The following is a 25,275-nucleotide window of genomic DNA, read 5'->3' as shown; positions in this document are numbered from 1 at the left end:
ACCCTGCGATAAGGAGTTCTTATGTCTTCATCTCTCAAACAGACAGCCAGCCAGTCAGAGCGCCGTTTCAAGCGGTTGGTCCCGGTTGATCATTCCAGCGTTTCTTTTGACGGCGGTTTCTGGAAAAGCTGGTCAGACACGGTTCGCAATGTCACCATTCCCACGCAACACAAGCGCCTTGAAGAAGAAGGTTTTCTTGAGGTGCTGGATTTCGACAAGCCGGCCGGTCCTCTTGCCCGTCCGATCCAGCCGAGCGGCCTTTCCATGCAGCATTTCTTCGATTCCGACTTCGGAAAATGGATAGAGGCTGCAAGCTATACGCTCAAAAAACACCCTAATCCGGATGTGGAGGCCAAGATCGACGCAATCGTCGACAAGCTGGAGCAGGGACAGATGGCCGATGGCTATCTCAACAGCTGGTTCATTCGCAGGGAACCTGAAAACCGCTGGACCAACCTTCGTGACCTGCATGAAATGTATTCCATGGGGCATCTGCTCGAAGGTGCCGTCGCTTATTTTGAAGCAACCGGCAAACGCAAGTTCCTAGACGTAATGATACGTGCAGTCGATCATATTGCCGATACTTTCGGTACAGAGCCGGGCAAGTTGCGCGGTTACGATGCCCATGAAGAAATCGAGCTCGCGCTGGTCAAGCTTTACCGCGTCACCAAGGATCCGCGCCACCTCAAACTCGCAACCTATTTTGTCGATGAGCGTGGCCAGATGCCGTCCTATTATGACGAAGAAGCGCGCAAGCGCGGTGATGATCCCGCAAAATATGTCTACCAGACCTATGCTTACAGCCAGGCGCATATGCCGGTGCGTGAACAGACCCAGGTGGTCGGTCACGCCGTGCGCGCCATGTATCTGTTTTCTGCCATGGCGGATCTTGCCTATGAAAATGACGACCAGAGCCTGAAAGACGCCTGTGATCGCCTGTTTGATAATCTGACGGGACGCCAGCTTTACGTCACCGGTGGTCTTGGGCCATCGGCCTCTAATGAAGGTTTTACCCGCGAATATGATCTTCCCAATGAAACGGCTTATGCTGAGACCTGCGCGGCTGTTGCGCTTGGTTTCTGGAGCCATCGCATGGCGCAGATCGATCTTGACAGCAAGTTTACCGATGCGCTGGAAACAGTGTTGTTTAATGGTGCGCTGTCAGGCATTTCGCGGGATGGCGAGCATTATTTTTATGAGAATGCCCTGGAAAGCCACGGGCAGCATCGCCGCTGGAAATGGCATTATTGCCCTTGCTGCCCGACCAATATCGCACGATTTATCACGTCGCTTGGTCAGTATTTTTATTCCGCCAATGAAGGTACGCTGGCTGTTCATCTCTACGGTGAAAATAGCTCTGAACTGACAATCGGAGACAGTTTCCTGCGTTTGCGGCAGCAAACCGCCTATCCGTGGGATGGCGATATCAAATTGTCATTTTGCCTGTCTGCCACCAGCACATTTACACTCAAGTTGCGTATTCCCGGCTGGTGCCATTCTTCGAAGGTCAGCATTAACGGCGAGAGTGTCGACATTACTTCATCGACCGAGAAGGGGTATGTCTCGATATCCCGCTCCTGGAAGGATGGCGACGAACTTCGCCTGTCCTTCGACATGCCGGTGGAGCGTCTTTATGCCAATCCGGCTGTTGGTGAAGATGCCGGTCGTGTTGCCCTGCGACGTGGTCCGGTTGTCTATTGTGTTGAGCAGGCCGATCTTGGCAGCGAGCCGCAGCAGCTTCGCATAACGCCACAGGCCAGCATCACCTCGCGTTTCGATGCGGACTTCTTAGGCGGCGCAACGGTGCTTGAGGGAGATGCCCTGGAAGCAGACACATCGTCCTGGAAAGGAACGCTTTATCGCACCGTACCGGCCGAACTGAAAACTCGGTCTTTCAAGGCAATTCCATATCATCTCTGGGCCAATCGTGACGAAGGTGCGATGCAGGTCTGGCTGGCTGAGAAGTAGGAGCGGTCGATGGCAAGATTACAGCTTAAAAACGTCATCAAGTCCTACGGAATCTACGAGGCTGTGCGTGGCATTGATCTCGAGATCGAGGATAAAGAATTCGTGGTTTTTGTCGGTCCGTCCGGGTGCGGAAAGTCTACGACGTTGCGAATGATCGCCGGTCTGGAGCATATTTCCGGCGGTGAGATCGTTATCAATGATCAGGTGGTCAACAAACTTGGCCCGGGCAAGCGCGATATCGCCATGGTGTTTCAGAACTATGCGCTTTATCCGCATATGACCGTGCGCGATAACATCTCCTTTTGCCTGGAGCAGCAGCGCCTGCCAAAGCCAGAAATTGAACAACGCATCAAACAGGCCGCGGAAACACTTCATATCAGTGATCTCCTGGATCGTCGCCCTGGCCAGCTTTCAGGTGGCCAGCGGCAACGTGTTGCGATGGGTCGCGCCATCGTGCGCAATCCCAAGGTCTTTCTGTTTGACGAGCCTTTGTCGAACCTTGATGCCAAATTGCGTGTGAAAATGCGCACTGAAATCAAGCGGCTGCACCAGCTTTTGCCGACCACGACTGTTTATGTGACCCACGATCAGATCGAAGCCATGACAATGGCTGACCGGGTGGTGGTGATGAACCAGGGATTGGTCGAACAGGCAGGTCCACCACAGGAGCTTTATCTCAATCCGGCCAGTAAATTTGTCGCCGGTTTTATCGGTTCGCCATCAATGAACTTTCTCGAGGCGAGATTGGAAGGTGGGACCGATGGATTGTTTGTGGTTCTCGAGGATGGCAAACGACTTGCTGTACCGTTGGAGAAAGCCGCGCGTTACGTGTCTCATACCGGCAAGGCGGTGACATTTGGCATCCGCCCCGAGTCCATTTCGTCACGGCAGGAACGTCCAGGTTACGTACCGGTCGATGTCACGATTGATCTGGTCGAGCCCCTTGGTGCTTCTACCATGATCTACTTCAATGTTGGTGCGGCAGGTCTGTGCGCCAGCATCGAACCGCAGGATGGATTGCGGGCAGGTGTTGTTATGCCGCTCTCCCTCAACATGAACCAGATGCATCTCTTTGATACTGAGACAGGCCGCTCACTGGCAAACTGAGGAAACAGCATCACTTGGAGTTCTAAGGTCAAATTTAAAACCCCACGGTCGGGCGACCGTGGGGTTTTCGTTGTTTATCCCGATATTAGCGGGGAAAGTTGCAGGTGGTCGCTAGAAGGTAATATGATTTTTATAGTCATGTTTATTGCCTTGCTGACCCCGATCCGTTAAATGCATGCGAACCGCATTGCCTCGCGGACTTCTCAAAGCCAACTAAGGCCAGATCATGTGGGATAAACCTGCCTCGCGCGTTACGCTCGATGATGCAATGGAAACCTATTATCAGGAATTGTGCCTTGTTGCGCGTCGTCATGGTCATGCACCACCGGTGGCGCATGAGATCGTTCATGATCTCTATCTCCGGCTCACCGGTAAACCAAGGGCACTGGAAGGACGTGCGTCTCTCAAGGCATTTTTGATGCGGGCCTGCATAAATCTTGGAATTGATCGCTTTCGCAGAGAACAACTTGAGCGCCTTTTGTTTAGCGGGACCGAACTTGAAGCCATGTCGGTTGCTGCGGAGTTGCCGGACGCAGAAGCGCTTGCAGACAGACAATACCGGCTTGGTCTGTTGCACAAAGCCATTCTGGATATGTCCGTCGAGCGCAGGAGAGTGTTTTTGGCAAGCTGCATCGCCAATCTCACATCGGATGAAATTGCACAACGCGCGGGAATTTCCCGCAACATGGTCGACCGCCATTTGAGGAAGGCTTATCTCCATTGCCTTGACGCGTTGGAGGACACGCTATGACGGCAGGTGAACCAACCATCGGTGAGTTGCGGGAACAGGCAATTGACTGGCTGCTAAAACTCCGTGATGCCCCCGATGATATAAAACTCAATGCCGATTTTGAAGTTTGGCTCACAAGTGACAAACATCATGCAGATGTCTACGAGCGTGTTCGATGTCTGATGGGAGATGCCTCCCGTCTGTTATCAAACGACCCTGCCTTTATTAAAAAAGCATCGACACGCAAATCTGGCTCTTCCACGGGTCGATCGCTGGCTCTCTCTCTCTGTCTTGCATTGGTGACCGGAGCATTTTTTGCGCTTGATGTACCATTGCGCTTAAGAGCTGACGCCATCTCCGGCACCGCTGAAAGGCAAACGCTCTATCTGCCTGATGGGTCAGAGTTGATATTGAATGCCGATACGGCGGTTTCTTTGAAATTCAGTTCGTCTGAACGTCGGATTGTCGTGTTGAAGGGTGAAGTTTTTGCGACAGTTGCGGCCGACAAGACAAGACCTTTTGTTGTCGAGGCAAATGGTGGAACAACGACAGCATTGGGTACAGCCTTCGACGTCGAAATGTTGCAAAATGGCACCAATGTCACCGTGCTTGAGCACAGCGTGCAGGTAGAGGCGGGAGATGCCAATCGGTCCATCCGTATCGGGGAGAACCAGAAGGTTGCATATGACGAGGACGGATCAATTGGTTCAGTAGAATCCGTCGATCCGCTTTCGATCGCGGCTTGGCGACAGGGAAGACTGGTGTTTGAGAACCGGCCCCTTTCCTCTGTTGTTGCTGAGCTAGAACGTTATCTCCCCGGCCGCATCGTCATCGCAGGAGCAGATATTGGTCAGCGGCGCATTACCGGAAGTTTTGATCTCGCGGACCCGCAAGCTGTTCTGCGAGATTTGACTGTTGCTTTCGACGTTGGCGTAACGCGGTTGGGGCCGTATTTGACGGTGCTCCACTAGTCTTCAATATTTTCAATGGCTTGAATGTTGTGGAGGAACGACTTTCAGGCAGGCGCTAATGTTTTTTTGAAAAAACCTCTCCGGGTGTCCCAAATTCTAAAGGTCATTCGTATCCGGGACAAGTGCAGATGATCCTGCACAATGGAGAGCTAAAAATATGACACATATGAGCCGGTCCGGTATCTTTCTTTCATTGCTGTTTAGCAGCGTCGCATTCACGAGCCCGGACTCGCCGGCCTATGCCCAGCAAGTTGATATGGTTCGCGTCGATCTGCCGGCTGGCAATATGGCAAGTGCGTTGAACCGGCTGGCGTCGCAATCCGGTTTGCAGGTGATTTTTGACGCCTCCGTCGCCAGTGGGCTTAAAAACCGGCCGGTGTCTGGAAAAATGTCGCCGCGCAATGCGCTCGACAGATTGCTGTCGGGAACTGGTATTCAATATCATTTCATCGGCGAGACCACGGTAAAGCTACAAATCCCAGGTGCGGCCACATCGGCTGAGAACAGCGATGCGACCAATCTGCAAACGATCACCGTCATGAACAATGCGCCTTTCACCAACCCCGGTCTTAACACGGCTGAACTGGATGCAAAGGCTATCGACCGCGCGCAATCTTCGTCAGTGCGAGATCTCCTCTCGAAGATACCCGGTGTCAGTGGTACCGGTGGCGTAAGATTGGAAGGCCAGACGGTAGCGATGCGTGGATTTACCCGTCAGTCTGACGTGCGTATTCTGTTGGATGGTGCTCCTAAAAACTTTGAACGATACGATCAGGGCACTGTTTTCATTGATCCTGAACTGCTGAAGCGGGTGGAAGTGCAAAAGGGCGCGACCTCCGTACGATATGGCAACGGCGGCTTTGGTGGCACCGTCTCCATGGAGAGCAAGACAGCCAAGGATATGCTGCGCCAGGGTGAAAGCTGGGGTTTCTGGGGTAAGACCGGATACGAAACAGCCAACAATCAATATATCGAAACAGGCACACTCTACGGCATGTCAGACTTTGGTGGTCCGATAACCTATGATGGCCTTGTTTCAGCCACCTGGCGCAAATCTGACAATATGCGTGTTGGTGGTGGTGAGGTATATGATGCCTCAAATGGCGAGTTGGCAACATTTACAGCAAATTCTGGTGCCGAATATGATGGCCATGAGCTGCGTGGATCCGTGGTTTACGGGACATCTGCGAACTGGGGGCCGCCGGCGGCCATCCGCGGTCAGCTTGCAGTAATAACCCCCGCCGCTATCCGTTCAGCTGGTAGTTACGAGTTGGCTAGGCTAAGGTTGCTCTCTTGGCGCGAATTGGAGGATTTCACCTCGACGCTGAAGTACAGCTACACCGGGGATAGTGACCTGGTGAATTTCAAGTCAATGGTGAGTTATTCTTCCACCTCACAGCACGGAACACGTCCAGCTATTCCTGGTTTTAACCCATCAGGTTCTTTGGGTGGTAATGAGAATGACACACAGTATACCGACATAAAGTTCGAAGCCGAGAATACCTCGAATTTTGAACTAGGTGGCCTGTCGCATATGGCCAATTATGGCATCCAGTATAATCATCACGACCGAGATGTATGGATGTATGAAAAGGGGAGAGCTACCGATCCAAGCTATAACTATGGCTATTATGCGCCATGGATTTTGCCGGAAGGTACGCAAGAAACGATTTCAGCCTTTTTCCGCGATGAGATCAAAATTACCGATACATTCAAGATAACGCCTGGCTTGCGTTATGATCATGTGCGGTCAGAAGGTGTGCCGAACCTGGCGCCACGTTATAATAATCCCGCTGCTGGACATGATTATTCGGCGATATCGCATGATGGTTTTACGCCTGCATTGAGCGTGGAGTGGGATGTTTTGCCGGAGACTAAACTGTACGCCAACTGGGCTTATGCCATGCGTACGCCGAACATTGATGAAATATATTCGACGCAGAGTGTACTGACGACTGCCTCGCAAACATCCCGCAATCTTGATGTCGAGCGCAACAACAATATCAATGTCGGTGTCAACCAGATATTTGATGACGTTTTGAGCGACGGCGATAGTTTGGCACTTAGTTTGGAGGGCTACTATAACCGCGTCAGCAATCCGGTGACCCGCCGCACAGGCTCCAAGAACCTCGCTGGCTTGCCAGATGCGTCTGTGCCTTTTTACTGGAACACGCCCGCCTATCGGATTTGGGGCATAGAGGCATCTGCGCACTATGAAACAGATATCCTTTTCGCGGACCTCGGTGTCTCATGGATGAATGGCCGCCGCAAAGGATCAATTGGTAACGTTTACGGTGCAGACACCTATGCGAGGGATTTATTCCCTCTCACCGCTGATACGCAGCTTGGTTTCAAACTTGCCGACTATGACTTGTCTTTTGGTTGGAACGCGCAGTTCGTCGATAACCAGGATAAGACTTCGACGACGGTTGACTCAGTCAACTCCCGCAAAGCAAGCCCAGGTTACGCTGTACATGGGTTGTTTCTTGATTGGGCGCCGAAAGAAGGTTTCATGAAAGGCGGCGAGGTACACGTCGCCCTCGATAATATGTTCGACAAAAAGTACAGCCCTTACCTTATGGACGGTATCACCGCGATGGCAGGCCGGAACTTCAAGATTTCCATCAGCGGAAAGTTCTGATCGGTGCCTCATCGTTGATCATTCCAAAGCGCGGCAGCTCCTGCCGCGTTTTCATGTTTATAGGGCTGTTGAATAAAACGCTCTGTTCGGTTAATGGAAAGATGATTGTAAATATCTACTTTTGAGTTGTAGGTCTGTGGCGTTGAGAGGCACAATGATTTGCCATTGGTAATTCATTGTTGATCGGTTCTGAACTACATCCCAATGCCTCCGAATGAACAACCGACTTGCCGATACGGATTTACCGACACCATGGATGACGAAGCCGCAGACGTGAACAATGCGTTTCTGCGCGCGCGCAACTCCCTGTTATGGAGTATTTTCCGCATAGTCCGTGACAAACAAACCGCTGAAGAATTGACGCAGGAAAGTTATCTGCGTGCTCGTAAGGCGGCCTCAACCGGCGCACTTCTCAATGCCGAGGCGTTTTTGCAGCAAACAGCTCGCAACCTGGCGCTTGATTATCTGCGTCAGAGAAAAGTGCGCAGCGCCCACGAGGCGAGTGAGATCAGCGGCGAAGCTATGGATTTGGTGGCAGATGATCAGCCGTCCGCTGAAGACAAGGTCATTCATCTCGACCGTTTGCGCGCCTACCAATCAGCGCTCGATAAATTGCCGAAACGTGTGCAACAGGTCTGGGTCTTGAGCCGTGTAGAAGGTTGGACCTACCCACAGATTGCCGAACATCTGGATGTGTCCCAGAACACCGTCTTCAACGACATGAAACATGCCATGGCGCATCTCAACGATTTCAGAAAGAGGCTGGACAAGGAATGATGTTCCGCGAAATAACGAAATCGACAATCTGTCGTTGCAGGGCAGCTTTTTTTTATGAGAAATGGTCGGCTCAAACGTCTGATTCATTGTGGGTACGCGAAGAGACCCTTGGGCAGTGTTTATGAGGGATAATGACGCGCAGATTGTTTGTTTGCAGACTGATGTGGTGATGAACGCCGCATTGGATTGGTTCGTCCATAAACAATCAGGTATTGTTGATCCTGCATTGGATATCGGTTTTGAAAACTGGATATCCAGCGATCCAGCCCATGCGGCCGCCTATGCCGAACTCGCGGGCGTGTGGCACGACCCGGAGCTGTTTTCAGCGTCGCAGCGTCATGCACGGCAAGTCGATTTGCGTGCCGTTAAACCTGCATATTCCGTTTTGGGTAGAAAGCGCGCTCATTGGTTGTCGCTGGCGGCGGCAGTTGTGCTGTTTGTTGGAGGGTATGCTGCCTATCCCGAGATCATGCTCCGCTGGAGTGCCGATTATCGCACTGTTGCTGGCCAGATGCAGAATGTCAACTTGCCGGATGGTTCCCGTATGCTGCTGAATACCGACAGCGCGGTCGAGCTTGCCTATCAGGGGCAGCATCGTGGTGTGCGTCTTCTCAAGGGCGAGGCATGGTTTGATGTCGTCCATGATGCTTCGCGTCCGTTCCGGGTCGCGGGGCATTTCGGTGATGTGACCGTGAAGGGCACTGCCTTTGTTGTTCGTGTCGAGGCAGATCGTGATGTGGTGGCGCTTGAGCGCGGGCGCGTTGATGTCACCCGTGATGGCAATGCGCAAGCTGCTGTGCAACTGGTGCCAGATCAGATGGTGACCGTGGATGAACAGTCCATCTCAAGCATAGAGCCATTTGAACCGGATGAAATGCTTGCCTGGCGTGAGGGGCGTATCGCGTTTTCAGGCAAACCGCTCGGAGCCGTGTTGGGCGATCTGGCACGTTATTATGACGGGCGTGTTTTTGTTCTGCGCCGTGATCTGCTGTCGGTGCCGGTGAGTGGTAACTATCGCACGGATGACGCAGCTGGCGCCATTGGCAGTATCGTCACCGCTGTTGGCGGCCAAATCGATACGCTGCCGGGCAATTTCATAATCATTCGTTAAATTCTCAACTTTTTTTGTGAGATTGAAAAGTCTCGAACGTCGAAGGCAATGAGGCGGCAATGGCATGAAGCCAAAGCCCCTTGCGTGTCAGGGCTTTCGGGGGACGGAAACTCTGTTTGGAACGACCTTCCGCACGCGGATGCAAAGTGCCGGTGACGTTTAACGTTGCCAAAGGCGTTCAGGAGTAGGGTAATGGCAGTGCAGGGCAGAAAAAGAAGCGGCAAGAATGTTGTCTCGTTGCTTCTTGCGTCGACAATTCTTGGCTACGTAGGGGTGATGGCTGTGTCAGCCAGCGCTGAAGCGCAACAAAGCGGTTCGGTTGCCTCTGCAACGGTTGGATTTAACATTCCCGCACAGCCGCTTGGCAAAGCTCTGAACAGTTTCATCAAGTCGACGGGTTGGCAAATCGGTTATTCGTCGGCTCTGGTCGATGGAAAGCAATCGGCTATCGTGTCGGGCAAGCTGACGCCTGAGACAGCGTTGCGCACGCTGCTTTCCGGTACTGGCATTGAAATTCGTATGACCGGCCCGAAAACCGCGTCACTGCTTGCCGGCGGACAGGCGGCGGTCGGCGCAGATGGCGCAATCCTGCTTGAGGCAATTCAGGTTCAGTCGAAATCCGGACAGTCGGTTCTTGGTACAAGCTCTATTGCTGACACTGGCACCACCACAATTTCTGGCGGACAATTGAACGGCCGCACAGGCGGTAGCGGTGATGCCAATAGCGTGCTGCGCAACATGGCGAATGTTCAGTATCAGAATGATGTCAGCACGGATTCCGGCATAACCGATCAGTCACTTATTGATCTCAAGCCCAAGGAAGTTTCGATTTCTGGTGCGCGTGTTTACGAGAACAACTTCATTCTCAATGGCATGGAAATTAATAATCTGACTGGTAGCGTCGATCAGTTTCGATCAGAAAGTTATCTGATTACGTCTTCTAGTACCGATTTTAATAATATGTTTGGGCTGCATTCCCAGACAATTTATGTGCCGGTAGACTTTGTCTCTGGCACTACCGTTATCGATAGTAATGCATCGGCACGATACGGTAACTTCCAGGGAGGGGTTGTCATGTATGACTTGGATAACCCATCCAGAGACCGTTGGCGCGCATCGGTGACGACAGACTATACGACGAGTGACTGGGCGAAGTTCAATCTTCTTACGCCAACCGGTGAGAATTCAAATGACGTCGCGCGTAACGACTATATGCGACGCCGTTCTTCGGTCTCTGTAAGTGGGCCAGTTACTGACAATATTGCGGTCATTGGACAGTATAGCACCCAAAGTGCGTTAACGCATAAAGACAGATCCACTAAGTACGTGGACACAAGTCGTATTGAAGAGGATTCAAAAAGCGATTTTTATCGCTTGCAAGCCGTCGCGGAAACCGATCTGGGCGATTTCACTTTGGAAGGAATCTACAACGAATACGGACAACTCTGGGAGAACTGGATTTGGCGAGATACGCCTTTAAATATGGGTTCAGAGAGTTTCGCAACAAAGTTGCAACATAACTATGATTTTGAAGATTTTAGTTTGGGCGGTGTAGAGATTAGCAACGTCAAACTGAAGTCTATTCTTAGTTACAAAAAGTCCAACTCTTTTAATGACGGTGGCGCCAACGAGGCAAGAGTCTACAATCAAAATCTTGTTCGGACATCAACCGGTGAAATTTTATGGTTTTCAAAAGAACTTGATGATTGGTGCCAAAAAGAGCCTGGAACGAAAACCGTCACGACATGTATTGACGGCGGCTTGGGCTACAAGGAACAAGGACAAGAACAATGGAGCCTGTCCGAAGAGTTAACTGGTGATGTTTTCCTTGGTTCATTTACATTGGGTGCAGTATACACAAATACAGACGCATATCGTCGTAGGCCCGAAGAGTACACCTACAATCTAGCGAATGCGATCATTCACAATTTTCCTGCAGTTGGTAGTGGTTTTGTGTGTAACGGCGCTGACAATTGCAGTCCGGAACAGTTTGCAATCACAAAGCAGGTGTTCAGCGCTTACGATATCAGCAAGCGGCTAAATGAATTTAATGTCTACGGTGAGGTTGATCAGACGTGGGAGCGGCTCAATGTTCGAGCAGGTTTACGAGCATCCTACGACGATTACATGCGAAATCTGGATCTGGCGCCACGCTTTGTCACTACAATCACGCCCTTTGAAGATTTCTCGATAGCCGCTGGGTTCAACAGGTACTACAACGGTGCAACTCTCGCATACCCATTGCGTGAATTGGTTCCTCGTTATCAGCTGTGGACCCGTACGCAATCAGGTGGTGTGGTTGGACCATGGAATCCCGGCATTACCCAAGCGCCTTATGAAAACACGGCCTCCGGTCTGGAAACTCCATACAATGATGAAATTACGTTCGCATTATCTGGCAAGGATCCATTGCTTGATGGCCAATGGCGCCTACGGTTTTTGGATCGACGTGCACGCGAACAATTTGCTTCGGAAAAAATTACAAGCACCTCTTCCAAGCTCACAAACGATGCTTCTGGCGCTTACCAGTCGATAACAGGTGAATATTCAAAGGACCTTGATACAGGAGATATCGAAGCACTTGATGCTCTATCTTTCAACGCTTCGGTGACTTGGTCACGTAGTGAAATGAGCAACAATACCTATTTCGAAACCAGTCTTGATGATAACTTTATCTTGTATCATGATCAGTCATACACTGAAGCTGGTTTTAGTGTTGTAACTGGCAACATGGACATACCGATCCGTTTTCAGGCTGGTTTTGCCAGCAGTTGGTTTGACAATCGTTTGAACGTTGATGTCTCTGCCAACTACAATTTGGGCTATCGCGGTGCGCGAGATACTGGAGATACAATCACGATCAGCGGACTGCAGCATGCGATTTACGAAGATTACGACTTTTCTCCGACGCTAACCATCGATCTCTCTACAAGTTACGAAGTCTATAAAAGTAAAGATCGTGGGCTGACGTTCAATATGAAGGTGGGTAACCTGTTCAATGAGACGGGCAATGCAAAAACCAACGTGGCGAGGCCATGGAGCATTGGCCGTACCGTTTGGGTTGGCGCCAAGGCAACTTTCTAAGCAAAATCAGTTTATTGTCAGAGAATATGAAAAACCGGAGACGTTTGGTCGTCTCCGGTTTTGCTGTGTTTGGAACGTGTTGGCTTGTTACTTGCTTGTGTTCTGACGGTTGATCGCTGGTGTCTCAACGCCAAAAAAATCAGATAGAGCGCTGCCGGTCAGGAATGTTTCCGGGAATGCAGGTTTGCCGAAGAAGTACCCCTAAACCAGCCGGATTTTGGTATTCTGCGCGAGGTAGTTCCTCTCGCAGTTCAACGCCTTCGGCCACCATGCCGATACCGAGTGTTGCGCAGACGGACTCGATGGCTTTGAGGATGTCCTGGCTACGGGGACGTTCATGAATGGACATGATGAAGGCGCGATCCACTTTCAGTTCATCGGCATCAATGTCGGCGAGAATGGAAAGCGATGAGAAACCGGTTCCGAAGTCATCAATTGAAATACGAACACCCAGTTGGCGCAGGCTTGGCAAAATGTCATTCTGGAAGCACAAACCCAAGGTGATTGACTGGGGTGTTGGCAGGCGCGAAGAGTTGAAACGATGTGTTGTGTTATCAATGATTGACTTTAAGGTAGGTAAAGGATTGGGAGAACTTCAATTGCCAATAACGCGCGCAATAAAGCTGTTTTGATGCATTGATATTTCGCGCCGTTTCCCTTGTTTGATGATGTTACAGTTCAGGACATAACCCGATGACCACTATCGATAATTCTTCGCTGGCTGGCGCTCTTTTTGACGCCATGTCTAACGGCAAGGCATTGGACCGCAACACCGTTGCTCCGTTGGATGTTGAGGCGGCGTATAAGGTGCAGGCGGAGGTGTTTCAGCGCTCCGGCCGTCCGCTTGAGGGTTTAAAACTGTCGAAGCGGGCAGACGGTACCTATAGCGCGCCGCTGTTTTCGGTCATTCGTGATGACAGATATAAGTATGTCGATGGCATCGTACTGGAAGTGGAGCTGGCTTTCACGCTACAGAGCGATCTCCCGTCGCGCGGTGAGCCCTGGACACGCCAAGAGGTTGTCGCGGCAATCGGCACGGTGTCGATTGGTGCGGAGTTTGTCCGCAGCCGTTACGAGGGTGGTGCTGGTGGTATCTTCGCGCTTGGCCTTGCCGACAGCCTCAGCAATATTTCTTACGCAGTCGGGCCGGAACTATCGCGCGCCATATTGGAAGATCCGGCATTCGATTCACCACTGAAGGTTCTGGGCAATGGCGCAACGCTTTATGATGCGCCTTCAAATCACCAGGATATCGATCCAGTTGCAGGTGTGATCGCTTACGCCAACAGTACGCCGTCGCCACTCGGTTTTCTGCGCAAGGGTCAGGTTGTCACCACAGGTACCCTGTGTGGAGCTGTTAAAATCGCTGAACCGGCACGGCTTGAAATCCTGCTCGACGGCAAAACCTTCATTATCGAGGTTGCGTGATAGTCTCGCCGGTGTCGTGGTTACACGATGCCGGCATATTGCCGGAACGAGGCCAGGTCGGCGCGAAGCTCAGCCGTTGGCATGGTTGCCTTAACTGTACCATTTTCAATAAAGCAGACACGGTCAGCCACCGCCAGCACCGCCTCTATTCGTTGCTCCACAAGCAGCACGGCTTTGCCATTACTTCTGAGCTCGAGGATGACATCGCGAATGGTGGCAATCATGGAAGGCATCAGGCCTTCCGTTGGTTCATCCAGCAAAACAACCGATGGATCGAGGCACAAAGCACGGGCCATGGCCAGCATCTGCTGTTCTCCACCCGACAGCGTACCTGAAACCTGTGTCAGCCGCTCTCTCAAGACGGGGAACAACCGGAATACTTCGGTCAGAATTTCGCGATCCGTTCTGCGTGCCATCAAGCCAATTTCGAGATTTTCTTCCACCGTCAGTTCTGCGAACAGACGTCTGCCCTGCGGAACATAACCAATGCCGCATTTCGGCACCTCATGGGCTGGCAGTCCTGTCAGTTCCACATCATCCAACGTCACCCGGCCGGAATGAGCCGGTAGCAGGCCCATAATGGCTTTCAGTGTTGTTGTTTTACCAGCCCCATTTCGGCCGAATAGACAAAGGACTTCGCCGCTGGCAAGTGACAGGGACACGCTTTTTAATGTCCGGCTGCTGCCGTGGTAGACATTGAGATCCTCAAGCTTCAGCACGGGTCAATGTCCTCCCAGATAGGCGGTTTGCACTGCGCTGTTGTCGCGAATGTCATTCGGCGTGCCTGTCGCCAGCACCTGCCCGTGGTTCAATACGGTAATTCTGTCAGCCAGTTGCATGACCACATCCATATTGTGCTCGATCAGCAATGTGGTGATCTGGCCTGAAACGACTTTGACCAACCCGCAGAAATTGGCAATTTCTGGGTCTGAAAGCCCCTGTGTCGGTTCATCAAGGATCAGCAGCTTCGGCTGCAAGGCTAGTCCCATCGCAACTTCCAGCAGTCGCTGGTGACCATAAGCCAAGGCGCCTGCCGTCTCATTGGCGTATTGTGCAAGGCCAACCTGTTCGAGTACGGCGTGAACATCAGTCGAAAGCAGATTGGTATCTATTCGGCTGAACAACCCGGCTTTCCGCCGCTGCGCAGTTTGAGCGGCAAGCGCCACATTGTCGTAGACACTCAGCTTTGAATAGATGCTGGTGATCTGGAATGTGTAGGCAATTCCCTGCTTTACTCGCTCGAATGCAGGCATTGCAGTAATGTCGTTTCCGGAAAATACGACATGTCCGGAAGACGGGGCAAGTCGCCCTGACAGAAGGGAAACGAAGGTCGTCTTGCCCGCCCCATTAGGGCCGATCAAGGCATGGATTTCACCTTGCTTGATCTCAAAATCCACAGCGTCGACCGCGGTCAAACCACCGAAGCGACGGGTCAGGTTTTGTGTTGAAAGCAACGTCACGGCAGCCACTTCAACCACCTCTCACGGATGCTTCCCAAAATACCCCGAGGGAAAAACAGGATAAGAAAGACAAGCATGATGCCAGTCACCAGCATGTAAGCCGGTGTGTAATTGCTGGCGATATCGATCATGTAAAACATCGAAACGGTGCCCAGCAACGGCCCAAGCACGGTGCCAGCACCACCCAGCAGGGTGAACAACAATGCCTCGATGGAATATTGTATCGATGCAAAAGACGAACCGATATAGGCAAAGAGCAGGGCATAGGTCGCCCCAGCCATTGCCGACAGCGAGCCCGACACTATCAGTGCCACAAGCTTCAGCCGGAATGTGTCATATCCAAGCATCAGCGTCCGTGGTTCGTTTTCGCGCACGGCAATCATTGCGCGGCCCATTGGGCTGCGCACGACAATAAAGCAGATCAAAAGCGCCACAGTCATCAACACGAAAGCAAGATTATAGCGAGTCGCGGCATCGGTCAGATCAAAGGTCACTCCGGCGAGGTCGAAGCTGCGTGCCGATTGCGGTAAAACCAGCCCTTCCTCACCACGTGTCCATTGCGAAAAATACAGGCTGGCCAGATAGGCAACCTGCGCAAACATCATGGTCACAATCATGAAGGCCACACCGGTTGTGCGCAGCGAGATCAGGCCAATGAACAGAGACATAATAAATCCTGCCAGGATGCCGCATAGGAATGCGGCTGGCACGCTCCACTCCAGATGGTAGGCAGCAAGACCCGCGCCATAAAGGCCGCTGGCAAAAAATAGGGCGTGTCCGAGACTGAGAAGTCCCGTGTAGCCAAAAAGGAGATTGTACCCCATGGCGAAAATGGCCAGCACCATAACGCGCGTCATGGCAAGGTGATGGTACTCCGGCAGAACAAACTGCAGGCCGAAGAAGATAGCGATGACAGCAATGTGGAGCAGCAATACTTTTAAGGATGGCGCGGTGTTCATCGTGTCTTTGCCCCGAAAAGCCCTTCCGGCTTGAACACCAGCACCAGTGCAACAAGCAGGGTCGACAACATCTTGGCGAGTGTTGGCGAAAAGAACATCGAAATAATGCCGTCACTTAAGCCAATCACCAAGGCTGCAACCACGGTGCCACGAATGCTGCCAAGTCCGCCGATGATGACCACGATGAAGGACAGCAGCAGTGGATCAAGCCCCATCAGATAGTGGGCTTGCCGAATGGGTACGATCAAGACAGCAGCGATCGCGGCCAGCATCGCACCGGCTGCGAAGACCAGGCCGTAGACTTTGCCGATTGGAATGCCGAAGGCCTGCGCGGTTTCACTGTCAAATTGTGCTGCGCGCATGATCAAGCCAATTTTGGTCTTGGTGAGGACGAACCATGTAATGGCAAGGACGATGATTGCAGCGGCAATAACGAAGAGGTTGTAGGCCGAATATCCAAACCATGGCAGTTGCAGTCGATAATAGAATGGTGCCGTTACCGGACGCGCATCTGGGCCGTAGGTCAAAAGGACTGTTTGCTGGATAATGTAGAGCATGCCAATCGTCGCGACGATTGTTGCCTCGGGATTGTAGGAGAGGCGTCGCAACACGAGCCTTTCACCTGCATATGCGATGGCGCCGACGGCGAGGGGGCTGATGAGCAATGCGGCAACGAAACCAAGCGCGGGCGGAAGGCCGAGCATTGACGTCACCCACCATGCGATGACAGCACCGAGCATGAAGAACTCACCATGGGCGACATTCACCACCCGCATCACACCGAAAACCAGCGAAAGACCAAGCGCAGTCAGCGTCAGGACTGCCGCTTGCAGCAAACCTTCCAGTGTTGCCAGTAACAGAAATGGACCGAATGCCAAAACAAGCTCCTGCGCCAAAACAAAATTCATTCAATGCTGGATAACGCATTGAATGAATTTGCATAAAGTTAAATTAACTCGATATGAGGTAATTCCCGGATCAGAGCGACATTTTAGTGTAGTCGGCGGTAACTTCATAGGCGCCATCCTCAATTGAGGTCTTGTGCACTACATTCAGTTTGCCGTTTTCGACCTTCGATATGTACTGGTGGCCGTAACATTGGTGGTTCTTGCCATTAAACAGCTTGTCGCCCTGCGGGTGATCACGGCCCTCATCAAATTTTTCGAAGGATTCCATGGCTTCGATAAAGGCAGCCTTGTCTTGCGGCCCGCGATATCCGGCCTTTTCCATAGCTTTCTTGATGACGAACAGCGTTTCCCAGCATCCAAACATATGGGCGTAGGTCGAGATGTCTTTCGCATCGGCCGTGCTGGCGCCATTGTCATCAATGCCAATGGCACTGCGGTAAAATTTGTCCCATTCGCTCTGATCCTTCTGGGTATAACGCGGCATGCCTTCCCAGAAATAGGTTCCGTCGAGATAGGAAAGTTGTGGCGTGGCCAGATCGACTGCCTCGAGGCTGTCGATAAACCCGAAAATCTCAGGGCGTTGTGAGCCGTAGAATTGACCGAGTTCGGTCACAAAGGTCAGGACCGATGGGCCGACCATGACGTGGTAGAGAACTTCGGTGTCTGAGGGAATACGCGGCAGATATCGAGTAAACGAAGTTTCGGTGGGCGGAATAGCGATCATTTCGACAATGTCGCCACCCTGCGCTTTCATCGCTGCCGAGAAATAGTCGCGGTGATCATGGCCGAAGGCATAATCCGGGAAAATCATCGTCGCTTTTTTGCCGAGGTTTTGCGAAACCCACGGCGCCATGGCGGTGACCTGGCTGCGAACATCGGTGATACATGGCTGGAAACAATAACGGTTCAGATTGCCGGACGCGACATGGTAACCCTCTGAAACCACGATGTATGGCATCTTCAACTCGCCGGCGCGCGGCGCGGATCCAATAACGACGTGTGAAAAAAGCGTGCCGTAGATCGCATCGACCTTGTGCTGGGTCGCGAATTTTTCGACCACTTCTGCACCGCGTTTGGCGTCGGTACCATCGTCTTCAATGATAATTTCCAACGGACGTCCGTTAATGCCGCCTTCGTCGTTGATGATTTTGGCAGCGGCCTTTGCAACGCGCTCATACCAGCGACCGTAGGATGCGCCGATGCCGGTGCGGTGGAGCTGCATGCCGATCTTGATCGGTTCCGATGTTTGCGCCTGTGAGTAGCGCACGAAGCCCGGTGCTGCAGTAGCTGCAAGGCCTGTTCCGACAACGGCGCCCATTCCCAACAGGGTAGAACGGCGGGTAATAATGGCATTCTCGGGCTTAATGATCTTGTCGGACATGAAACTCCCCTCTCATGCAAATGGCGTAAAGATTATCCCGGCAATGCAGCCGTTTTGGCAGCACATTGCGGCTCATGATCGTTGTTTGAATTTGCCGCTTTCAAGCGTACAGGCATACTCACTGGCATACGAAACGGCGACAATTCTCCTCTGTCGGACCGTGGCGGCAGGTAAGGCAACTGGTTTGACCAATCTTATGACAACAGCTTTAGCCGTCGTAAACAGAGCATTTGATTTTTGGCGCTTAAAGACCACCAAATGTCGTATTTTCTTCACCTGAAACGTTTGAAGCACAAACTGTTTTAACGCTTAAAGGTTGTTTGGTGAAATTTATTCCAGTTATTGGGGTTTTGTCGGCCTTTTCGCGATCAAATGCAGCTTGCGAAACGTCGTGCCCACGTGAGATGAACCGACTCAACGGAGCGGAAACAGGCTGGTTTTGGAGGAGGAGAGGGTGGTGAGACATTGCGGTAGCGCCCACTTGAAGCCACTCGCTGCCGCGGCGTTTCTTGTGATGATGGCAGGTGACGCCAACGCCCACGGCGCGGAGCGCGGCCTGGTCATGTTGTTGCCGACAGGGTTTTATGTCACTGGCGGTGCGCTGGCGGTGTTGTTTTCATTTCTGTTGCTGGCATTTGCGCCGAGCATCTGGTTTGCCAAAGGTGAGGGCGCCAGCATAAAAATCGCTCCGTATTTCGCGGTGCCACAGATCCCGTTCAGTTGTCTGTCTTTTCTGGTGTTGCTGCTGTGTGTTGTCGCCGGTTTTGTTGCTCCTTCCGATCCGCTAAGCAATCCGCTGCCCTTGCTGATCTGGACCGGCTGGTGGGTTGGTTTTACGCTGTTGCAGGTGGTCACGGGCAGTCTTTGGCCGTGGCTTAATCCCTGGACCGGTCCCGTCGCCCTGCTTCGCAAGCTGGTTGGGCCGAGGCTAGCTAAAGCCTCACATGTGAACTTACCGGTTTCTGTGGGTTTCCTGCCGGCAATTTTGCAGTTTTCAGCTTTCGCATGGTTTGAGCTTGTCTCTCTCGCACCAGATGATCCGCCCCGGCTTTCTACCGCTGTGATTGTCTATTGGTTGGTGAATTTCACTGGCATCTTGATCTTTGGTGAAAAGGTCTGGCTGTCGAGAGGTGAGCCATTTTCAGTGTTCTTTCGCATGATCGGTATGTTGTCGCCCCTTGGGGTGTCGCAATCGGAAAGCGGCAAGATGTTTGTGCTGAGATGGCCGGGCGACCGTTCTCTCGTTGCTGATGCTCTACCACCAAGTGGTGTTATCTTTATTCTGCTGACATTGGCGACCGCGTCATTTGACGGTTTTTCCGAGACGTTCACCTGGCTTGGTTTCATCGGCGTAAACCCATTGGAGTTTCCCGGTCGGAGTGGCGTCATGTTTGCCAATACGCTGGGTCTGCTTGCCTCGCCGATTATTCTTGTCGTGCTGTTTTACAAAGCCGTGATCGCCGGTGCGTGGCTTGCGGGGGAAAGAGATATGACGGGATTGATGCGTCTTTCCGGGAAACTCGTTTATTCCATCATTCCCATTTCGATTGCATTTCATGCGGCGCATTATCTGACCCTTCTTCTGGTCAATGGGCAGTATCTCTTGATCATGATGTCCGACCCGTTTGCACTGGGTTGGAACCTGTTTGGCATGGCGCACTGGCATGTGACGACATCGTTCCTGCTCAACATCGATGATGTCAGAATTATCTGGCTGACACAGACCGGCATTATCGTGGTGGGCCATGTGATTGGCATTGTTCTGGCGCACGCAATTGCCTTGCGTCATTTCGGTGAGGCGAAGAGAGCTGTGGTCTCGCAACTTTTGCTGGCGGCTCTCATGGTCTTTTATACTGTCTTCGGTCTTTGGTTGTTGTCCACGCCGTCGGTTGGTTGATCATTCGGGCATGCAAATCGGAGCGAAAAATAGCGCCGTTATTCCGCCTTTATTAATGCGCATTGCAGCACATCCACCGAGCTTTTCGGCGTGACATTTCCTGCTATCTTCAATGTAAATGAACAGCAATTTGGTGTTCCATGCCTGCACAAGAACAAGTGCCTGAACAACAGCCCGCATCCTCGGCGATCTGGGCATTTATCATCCGTTTCAAACCCTATCTGACGTCACTTGCCATCATTGCGGTTTTCGCACTGACGGCCTTCGCAATCTACCACCTGACCTCCGAGGTTCGTTACGACGAAGTCGAGACCGCGTTGCTCAGCACCAGCTGGACCTCGATCTTGCTGGCCATCGTGTTTACGGGTTTAAGTTTTGTTGCGCTGATTTGTTATGATGTAAACGCTATCGATTACATCGGCAAAAAGCTGCCCCTCCCGACCGTGGCGATTACCGCCTTCAGCGCCTATGCTATCGGCAACACTGCCGGCTTTGGTGCGCTGAGCGGCGGCGCGATCCGGTTTCGTGCCTATTCTCGCCTCGGGCTGAACCCCGGTGAAATCGGTCGGATTATTGCGTTTGTGACGCTGTCCTTCGGGCTCGGCCTTCTTGCTGTAACAGCACTTTCGTTGCTGATGGTCGCGCCACGCGTAGCCTCGATTGTCGGGCTGGATCCACTCTGGTTGCGGGTTGGCGCAGTTGTTATCGTTGGCATCATGGTCGCGTTGTTCGTTGTGGCCCGCGGTGAGCGCACCGTCAGCATTGGCTGGCTGCGTCTGCGTCTGCCGGATACACGCACGGCGTCTCGCCAGTTTCTGGTCTCGGCACTCGATATCGCTGCAACGGCCACGGCACTTTATGTGCTGTTGCCTGACACCCATGTTGGCTGGCCATCGTTTTTTGCGATCTTCGCGACGGCAGTTGGTCTGGGCGTTCTAAGCCATGTCCCAGCTGGACTTGGCGTTTTTGAAACGGTGATGATTGCCGGGCTTGGCAATGCCATTGATATTGATACGCTTCTGGGCAGCCTTGTGCTTTATCGCATCATTTATCACGTGCTGCCGCTTATGCTGGCAACTGTCCTGCTGGTGGCGAGCGAAATCCGCCAGCTTGCAGCGAGGCCACTATTTGCCGATATAGGACAGATAACGGTTCGGCTTGCGCCGTCGTTGCTTTCGACACTGGCGCTGATCGTTGGCGCCATGCTGATTTTTTCGAGCGTTACGCCAACACCTGACGATAATCTGGATTTTCTGTCGAGCATTCTGCCGCTGCCGATTGTTGAGGCCGCGCATTTCCTGTCCAGCATTCTCGGACTTGGACTGGTCGTTGCGTCACGCGGCATTGGCCAACGGCTGGATGGTGCATGGTGGGTTGGAATTGTTGCAGCATTTGCGGCACTTGTCCTATCATTGCTGAAAGCTGTCGCCGTATTCGAGGCCATGTTCCTCGGCGTATTTATTGCGGTCATGTTGCTGAGTGCGGGTGAATTTACCCGCCACGCCTCGTTGCTGCGAATGAGAATGGGGCCGGCCTGGTTATCGGCAATAGCAATCATCATTGCCGGTGCCGCGACCATCCTGTTCTTCGTTTACCGCGACACGCAATATAGCCATGCTCTCTGGTGGGAATTCGAATTTTCCGAGGAAGCGCCGCGCAGCCTGCGTGCTTTGCTGGGGCTGGTTCTGGCATCAAGTGCGCTGGCAATTTTCAGCCTGTTGCGGCCTGTGACCTATAGACCTGATGAAATGGGCGGCGCCGATCTCGAAAAGGCCGTCGCCATTGCTAAGAAACAGGATATGGCCGATGCCAATCTGGTGAGGATGGCCGACAAACACATCATGTTTTCGCAAGATGGCAATGCCTTCATCATGTATGGCATTCAGGGGCGCTCCTGGATTGGACTGACGGACCCAATCGGTGAAGAATCCGAAATGTCGGAGCTGGTTTGGCAGTTTGTCGAGACGGCGCGAGCGGCTGGCGGACGCGCCGCCTTCTATCAGGTCTCGCCGAAACTGCTTTCCTATTGCGCCGATGCCGGGCTTCGTGCGTTCAAACTGGGCGAACTCGCAATTGTCGACCTTGAGACCTTCGACTTGAAGGGCAGTCGGCTTTCGGGCCTGCGCCAGGCGCTGAACCGGGGCACGCGCGACGGACTGGCATTCAGCCTGCTGACACCGGATGAGGCAAAGTCTGTCCTTGGCAATTTGCGGGATATTTCGGATGCCTGGCTTGCCCATCATAACACCCGTGAAAAGACATTTTCGCTCGGATCGTTTTCGGATGAATATGTGCTGTCGCAGCCGGTTGCCGTCCTGCACAAGGATGACAAGATTGTTGCCTTTGCCACCGTCATGGTGACAGACACCAAACAGGAAGCGACAGTGGATCTGATGCGGTTTCTGCCGGAGGCGCCACGTGGCGCGATGGACTTTCTGTTCATCAGCATCATGGAGCAAATGCGCAGCGAAGGATATCGCACCTTTAACCTTGGCATGGCCCCATTGTCGGGCATGTCTAAACGTGACATCGCACCGGTTTGGGACTGGATTGGTGGGACGCTTTTCGAGCACGGCGAAAAATTCTATAACTTCAAAGGGCTGCGTGCCTTTAAGACCAAATTTCACCCGAAATGGGAGCCCCGTTATCTTGCCGTCTCGAATGGCGCAGGCGCGGCTCTTGCCTTGATGGATGTAACGCTTCTGATTGGAGGCGGCGTAAGGGGAGTGGTTGGGAAATGAGTGTATCGCGTTTGATCTATGCTGCCCTTGGCTGCGCGTTCATGGTTCTGCCGCATACGGTGAAGGCGCAGGACGAACCAAACTATCAATTGGGCATGCTGCCCCCTGGCCATATCATGCTGCCGGATGGCGATGTGCAGGCCAACATTTTCCTGATCTCTGATGCAGACGGATGGGGCGACGAGGAAGAAAAACAGGCGCAGGCCCTGGTTGAAAAGGGAGCTGCCGTCGTCGGTATAGACTTTCCCACCTACATGAAGGCGCTCAGTGCCGATGAAGGTGACTGCGTCTACATGATCTCCGATATCGAAGAACTGGCGCACGAAATCCAGCGCGAGGCCAAGGCACAAACCTACCGACTACCAATCCTTGCAGGTGTTGGTGAAGGCGGTGCACTGGCATTGGCTATGATTGCGCAAAGCCCGGCATCGACCATCGGTGAAGCGATCGCCGTTGATCCGCTGGCAGGTATTCCTCTCGAAAACAGGATACTCTGCACACCGGCGACCAAGGAAAAGGTTGGCAACCGCACTATTTATGGGCTGACAGATGGCGATCTGCCGGCGCCCGTAACGGTGCTGTTTTCCCCTGCTGCAAAGCAGGAAGGGCGCGACCATGCCGCAGCCTTGCAAACCAAACACCCGGATATCGATATTCAGGATGTGACAGGGCAGGCGAATGATGAACTATTGCAGGCGCTTAGTGACCGGGTGGATGCTGCCGGAGATACGGATCAACCGCTTGGTTTGCCTCTGACCATTCTCGATGCCAAACCAAGCATGGATACGATGGCTGTCATCTATTCCGGTGACGGTGGCTGGCGTGATATCGACAAGGAAATGGGTGGATATCTGCAAAAGCAAGGTATCCCGGTGGTAGGCGTGGATTCGCTGCGTTATTTCTGGTCGGAGCGTAAACCACAGGAAGCAACGGACGATCTTGCGCGGATCATCGAAACCTACCGGCATCAATGGGGCGTCCATCATGTGCTGTTGGTCGGTTATTCTTTCGGCGCCGATATTCTGCCTGCGCTTTACGATCTCTTGCCGGAAAAAGACAAGAAGCGTGTCGCCCTGATGTCACTGATGGCACTGTCACATCAGGCTGATTATAAGGTGTCCGTCGAGGGTTGGCTTGGTATTCAGGGCGAGGGCTCTGCCGGCGATCCGGTTGATTACATCAAGAAAATGGATACCAGCATGGTGCAATGCATCTACGGCAAGGATGACGACGAAAATGCCTGCCCTGCATTGGAAGGTTCAGGCGCTAATGTCGTTGCACTCGAAGGCGGACATCATTTTGACGGTGATTATGAAGCACTGGCCCAACGCGTGCTGGCACTGCTGAAAACGCGGCTTGGCAAATGAAAACACCGTCATCCCCTGGGGGATGACCGTGTCTCAAAAGAAAATCTTTCCAGATTTACAATACGTCAGGCTTACTGAACAGATGTCAGTGTCATCGACGTGCCGGTTACGGCTGCGTTGAGGCCAACCTGACCCTGGACACTGATTGTCTGAAGGTGGATGGAGCCAGAGGTGCCGCCAACCAGAATGTTGGTGCCGACGCCAACGCCAAGCGTGGCTTCTGCAGAAGCGCCCTGATAGAGACCGCTCAGCGAACCGCGGTGGTAACCGGCAGTCGGTGCAAATACGGCCCAGACGATACGGCTTTTTGCGGTAAAGCCAAGGTCGATACCCATTTTACGGATAGCGCCGGTGTACTGTTCCGTCGCCTTGCGGCCGACGGTGGACTGGAATGTGCACTCTACTTCCTTTGCGGAGCCAAGTACGTAGCCAACGCCACCGCCAACGGAGCAATCGAGGTAACCGATCTTCACACCGTTACGGTCGTCGTCGTTCTGATAGGCAGGATATTCTCTCGCCAAGTCAGCGGCAAAAGATGAGGTCGCACCAGCCAAAGCCAACGCAGAACCAAGCAGGGCCATGGGAACGGTCTTTTTCATGTTTTTCTCCTTGTATACCCCCAGCAGGTAAATTGTATTGCGCAATATTTATTTCAATTCAACGGGGATCGTTTTGTTCCGTAAACGGGACATTATCGTGACAATAAAAATGCGAGAGCTTTTATAAGGAGGTTTTACTGTGGAGA

At 52.6% G+C, this 25,275-nt stretch carries 20 protein-coding genes; 13 read left to right on the top strand and 7 right to left on the bottom strand.

Annotation, left to right across the window (positions count from 1 at the left end; all coding sequences use genetic code 11):
* Positions 1–21 precede the first annotated feature (21 nt).
* The 8 genes from IB237_RS13890 to IB237_RS13855 all read left to right on the top strand — a co-directional run bounded on the left by IB237_RS13890 (position 22) and on the right by IB237_RS13855 (position 12,389).
* Positions 22–1,968: a glycoside hydrolase family 127 protein gene (locus IB237_RS13890; RefSeq protein WP_192489247.1), complete on the top strand. Its 1,947-nt coding sequence runs from the start codon at positions 22–24 to the stop codon at positions 1,966–1,968.
* 9 nt (positions 1,969–1,977) lie between these two features.
* The gene (locus IB237_RS13885) at positions 1,978–3,075 is read left to right on the top strand and encodes an ABC transporter ATP-binding protein (protein WP_192489246.1); all 1,098 of its coding nucleotides are present in this window, start codon (positions 1,978–1,980) and stop codon (positions 3,073–3,075) included.
* Positions 3,076–3,301: 226 nt separating this feature from the next.
* On the top strand, positions 3,302–3,826 hold the full coding sequence (locus tag IB237_RS13880) for an RNA polymerase sigma factor (RefSeq protein ID WP_192489245.1): 525 nt from the start codon (positions 3,302–3,304) through the stop codon (positions 3,824–3,826).
* Positions 3,823–4,776, top strand: coding sequence for a FecR family protein (locus tag IB237_RS13875; protein ID WP_192489244.1), 954 nt, complete (start codon positions 3,823–3,825; stop codon positions 4,774–4,776). Before IB237_RS13880 ends, IB237_RS13875 begins: the two co-directional genes overlap by 4 nt.
* Before the next feature lie 157 nt (positions 4,777–4,933).
* Positions 4,934–7,417, top strand: a complete 2,484-nt coding sequence (locus IB237_RS13870; protein WP_246787906.1) for a TonB-dependent receptor — start codon at positions 4,934–4,936, stop codon at positions 7,415–7,417.
* 252 nt (positions 7,418–7,669) lie between these two features.
* Complete coding sequence (locus IB237_RS13865) at positions 7,670–8,194, top strand: RNA polymerase sigma factor (RefSeq protein WP_192489243.1); 525 nt, start codon at positions 7,670–7,672, stop codon at positions 8,192–8,194.
* A 169-nt stretch (positions 8,195–8,363) separates the two neighbouring features.
* Positions 8,364–9,305: a FecR family protein gene (locus IB237_RS13860; protein ID WP_192489242.1), complete on the top strand. Its 942-nt coding sequence runs from the start codon at positions 8,364–8,366 to the stop codon at positions 9,303–9,305.
* 192 nt (positions 9,306–9,497) lie between these two features.
* A complete protein-coding gene (locus tag IB237_RS13855; RefSeq protein WP_192489241.1) occupies positions 9,498–12,389 on the top strand; it encodes a TonB-dependent receptor in 2,892 nt (963 codons plus the stop codon).
* A 139-nt stretch (positions 12,390–12,528) separates the two neighbouring features.
* On the opposite strand, the gene IB237_RS13850 is transcribed toward IB237_RS13855, so the two are convergent.
* Entirely contained in the window at positions 12,529–12,861 is a 333-nt protein-coding gene (locus IB237_RS13850) for an EAL domain-containing protein (RefSeq protein ID WP_371815319.1), read from the bottom strand.
* A 221-nt stretch (positions 12,862–13,082) separates the two neighbouring features.
* Between IB237_RS13850 and IB237_RS13845 the strand changes: the two genes are divergently transcribed.
* Positions 13,083–13,817, top strand: a complete 735-nt coding sequence (locus tag IB237_RS13845; RefSeq protein ID WP_192489240.1) for a hypothetical protein — start codon at positions 13,083–13,085, stop codon at positions 13,815–13,817.
* 20 nt (positions 13,818–13,837) lie between these two features.
* Here the strand turns inward: IB237_RS13845 and IB237_RS13840 are convergent, their stop codons facing one another.
* From IB237_RS13840 to IB237_RS13820, 5 genes are all read right to left on the bottom strand, one after another.
* Positions 13,838–14,536 (bottom strand): ABC transporter ATP-binding protein, encoded by a 699-nt coding sequence (locus IB237_RS13840; protein ID WP_192489239.1) that lies wholly within the window; start codon positions 14,534–14,536, stop codon positions 13,838–13,840.
* 3 nt (positions 14,537–14,539) lie between these two features.
* Positions 14,540–15,286 (bottom strand): ABC transporter ATP-binding protein, encoded by a 747-nt coding sequence (locus IB237_RS13835; protein WP_192489238.1) that lies wholly within the window; start codon positions 15,284–15,286, stop codon positions 14,540–14,542.
* Positions 15,274–16,236: a branched-chain amino acid ABC transporter permease gene (locus tag IB237_RS13830; RefSeq protein ID WP_192489237.1), complete on the bottom strand. Its 963-nt coding sequence runs from the start codon at positions 16,234–16,236 to the stop codon at positions 15,274–15,276. The genes IB237_RS13835 and IB237_RS13830 overlap by 13 nt, the downstream gene beginning before the upstream one ends.
* A complete protein-coding gene (locus IB237_RS13825) occupies positions 16,233–17,114 on the bottom strand; it encodes a branched-chain amino acid ABC transporter permease (protein WP_192489236.1) in 882 nt (293 codons plus the stop codon). The genes IB237_RS13830 and IB237_RS13825 overlap by 4 nt, the downstream gene beginning before the upstream one ends.
* Positions 17,115–17,214: 100 nt before the next feature.
* Positions 17,215–18,525: an ABC transporter substrate-binding protein gene (locus tag IB237_RS13820; RefSeq protein ID WP_192489235.1), complete on the bottom strand. Its 1,311-nt coding sequence runs from the start codon at positions 18,523–18,525 to the stop codon at positions 17,215–17,217.
* Between IB237_RS13820 and IB237_RS13815 the strand changes: the two genes are divergently transcribed.
* The 4 genes from IB237_RS13815 to IB237_RS13800 all read left to right on the top strand — a co-directional run bounded on the left by IB237_RS13815 (position 18,524) and on the right by IB237_RS13800 (position 24,530).
* Positions 18,524–18,805, top strand: a complete 282-nt coding sequence (locus tag IB237_RS13815) for a hypothetical protein (protein WP_192489234.1) — start codon at positions 18,524–18,526, stop codon at positions 18,803–18,805. The two genes, IB237_RS13820 and IB237_RS13815, sit on opposite strands and share 2 nt — an antisense overlap.
* A 177-nt stretch (positions 18,806–18,982) precedes the next feature.
* Positions 18,983–20,422, top strand: a complete 1,440-nt coding sequence (locus IB237_RS13810; protein WP_192489233.1) for a hypothetical protein — start codon at positions 18,983–18,985, stop codon at positions 20,420–20,422.
* A 140-nt stretch (positions 20,423–20,562) separates the two neighbouring features.
* The gene (gene mprF, locus IB237_RS13805) at positions 20,563–23,163 is read left to right on the top strand and encodes a bifunctional lysylphosphatidylglycerol flippase/synthetase MprF (protein WP_192489232.1); all 2,601 of its coding nucleotides are present in this window, start codon (positions 20,563–20,565) and stop codon (positions 23,161–23,163) included.
* Positions 23,160–24,530 carry a virulence factor family protein gene (locus tag IB237_RS13800; RefSeq protein ID WP_192489231.1) on the top strand — a complete coding sequence of 457 codons (1,371 nt, stop codon included), beginning with the start codon at positions 23,160–23,162 and terminating at the stop codon, positions 24,528–24,530. Before mprF ends, IB237_RS13800 begins: the two co-directional genes overlap by 4 nt.
* Before the next feature lie 71 nt (positions 24,531–24,601).
* Here IB237_RS13800 and IB237_RS13795 read toward each other — a convergent pair whose 3' ends face one another.
* Positions 24,602–25,129: a DUF992 domain-containing protein gene (locus IB237_RS13795; protein ID WP_192489230.1), complete on the bottom strand. Its 528-nt coding sequence runs from the start codon at positions 25,127–25,129 to the stop codon at positions 24,602–24,604.
* Positions 25,130–25,275 lie beyond the last annotated feature (146 nt).

The organism is Agrobacterium sp. AGB01 (assembly GCF_014851585.1).
Taxonomy (GTDB): Bacteria; Pseudomonadota; Alphaproteobacteria; order Rhizobiales; family Rhizobiaceae; genus Agrobacterium.
Note: the sequence above shows the minus strand (reverse complement) of the source record. Positions and strands in the feature narration are given on the sequence as shown.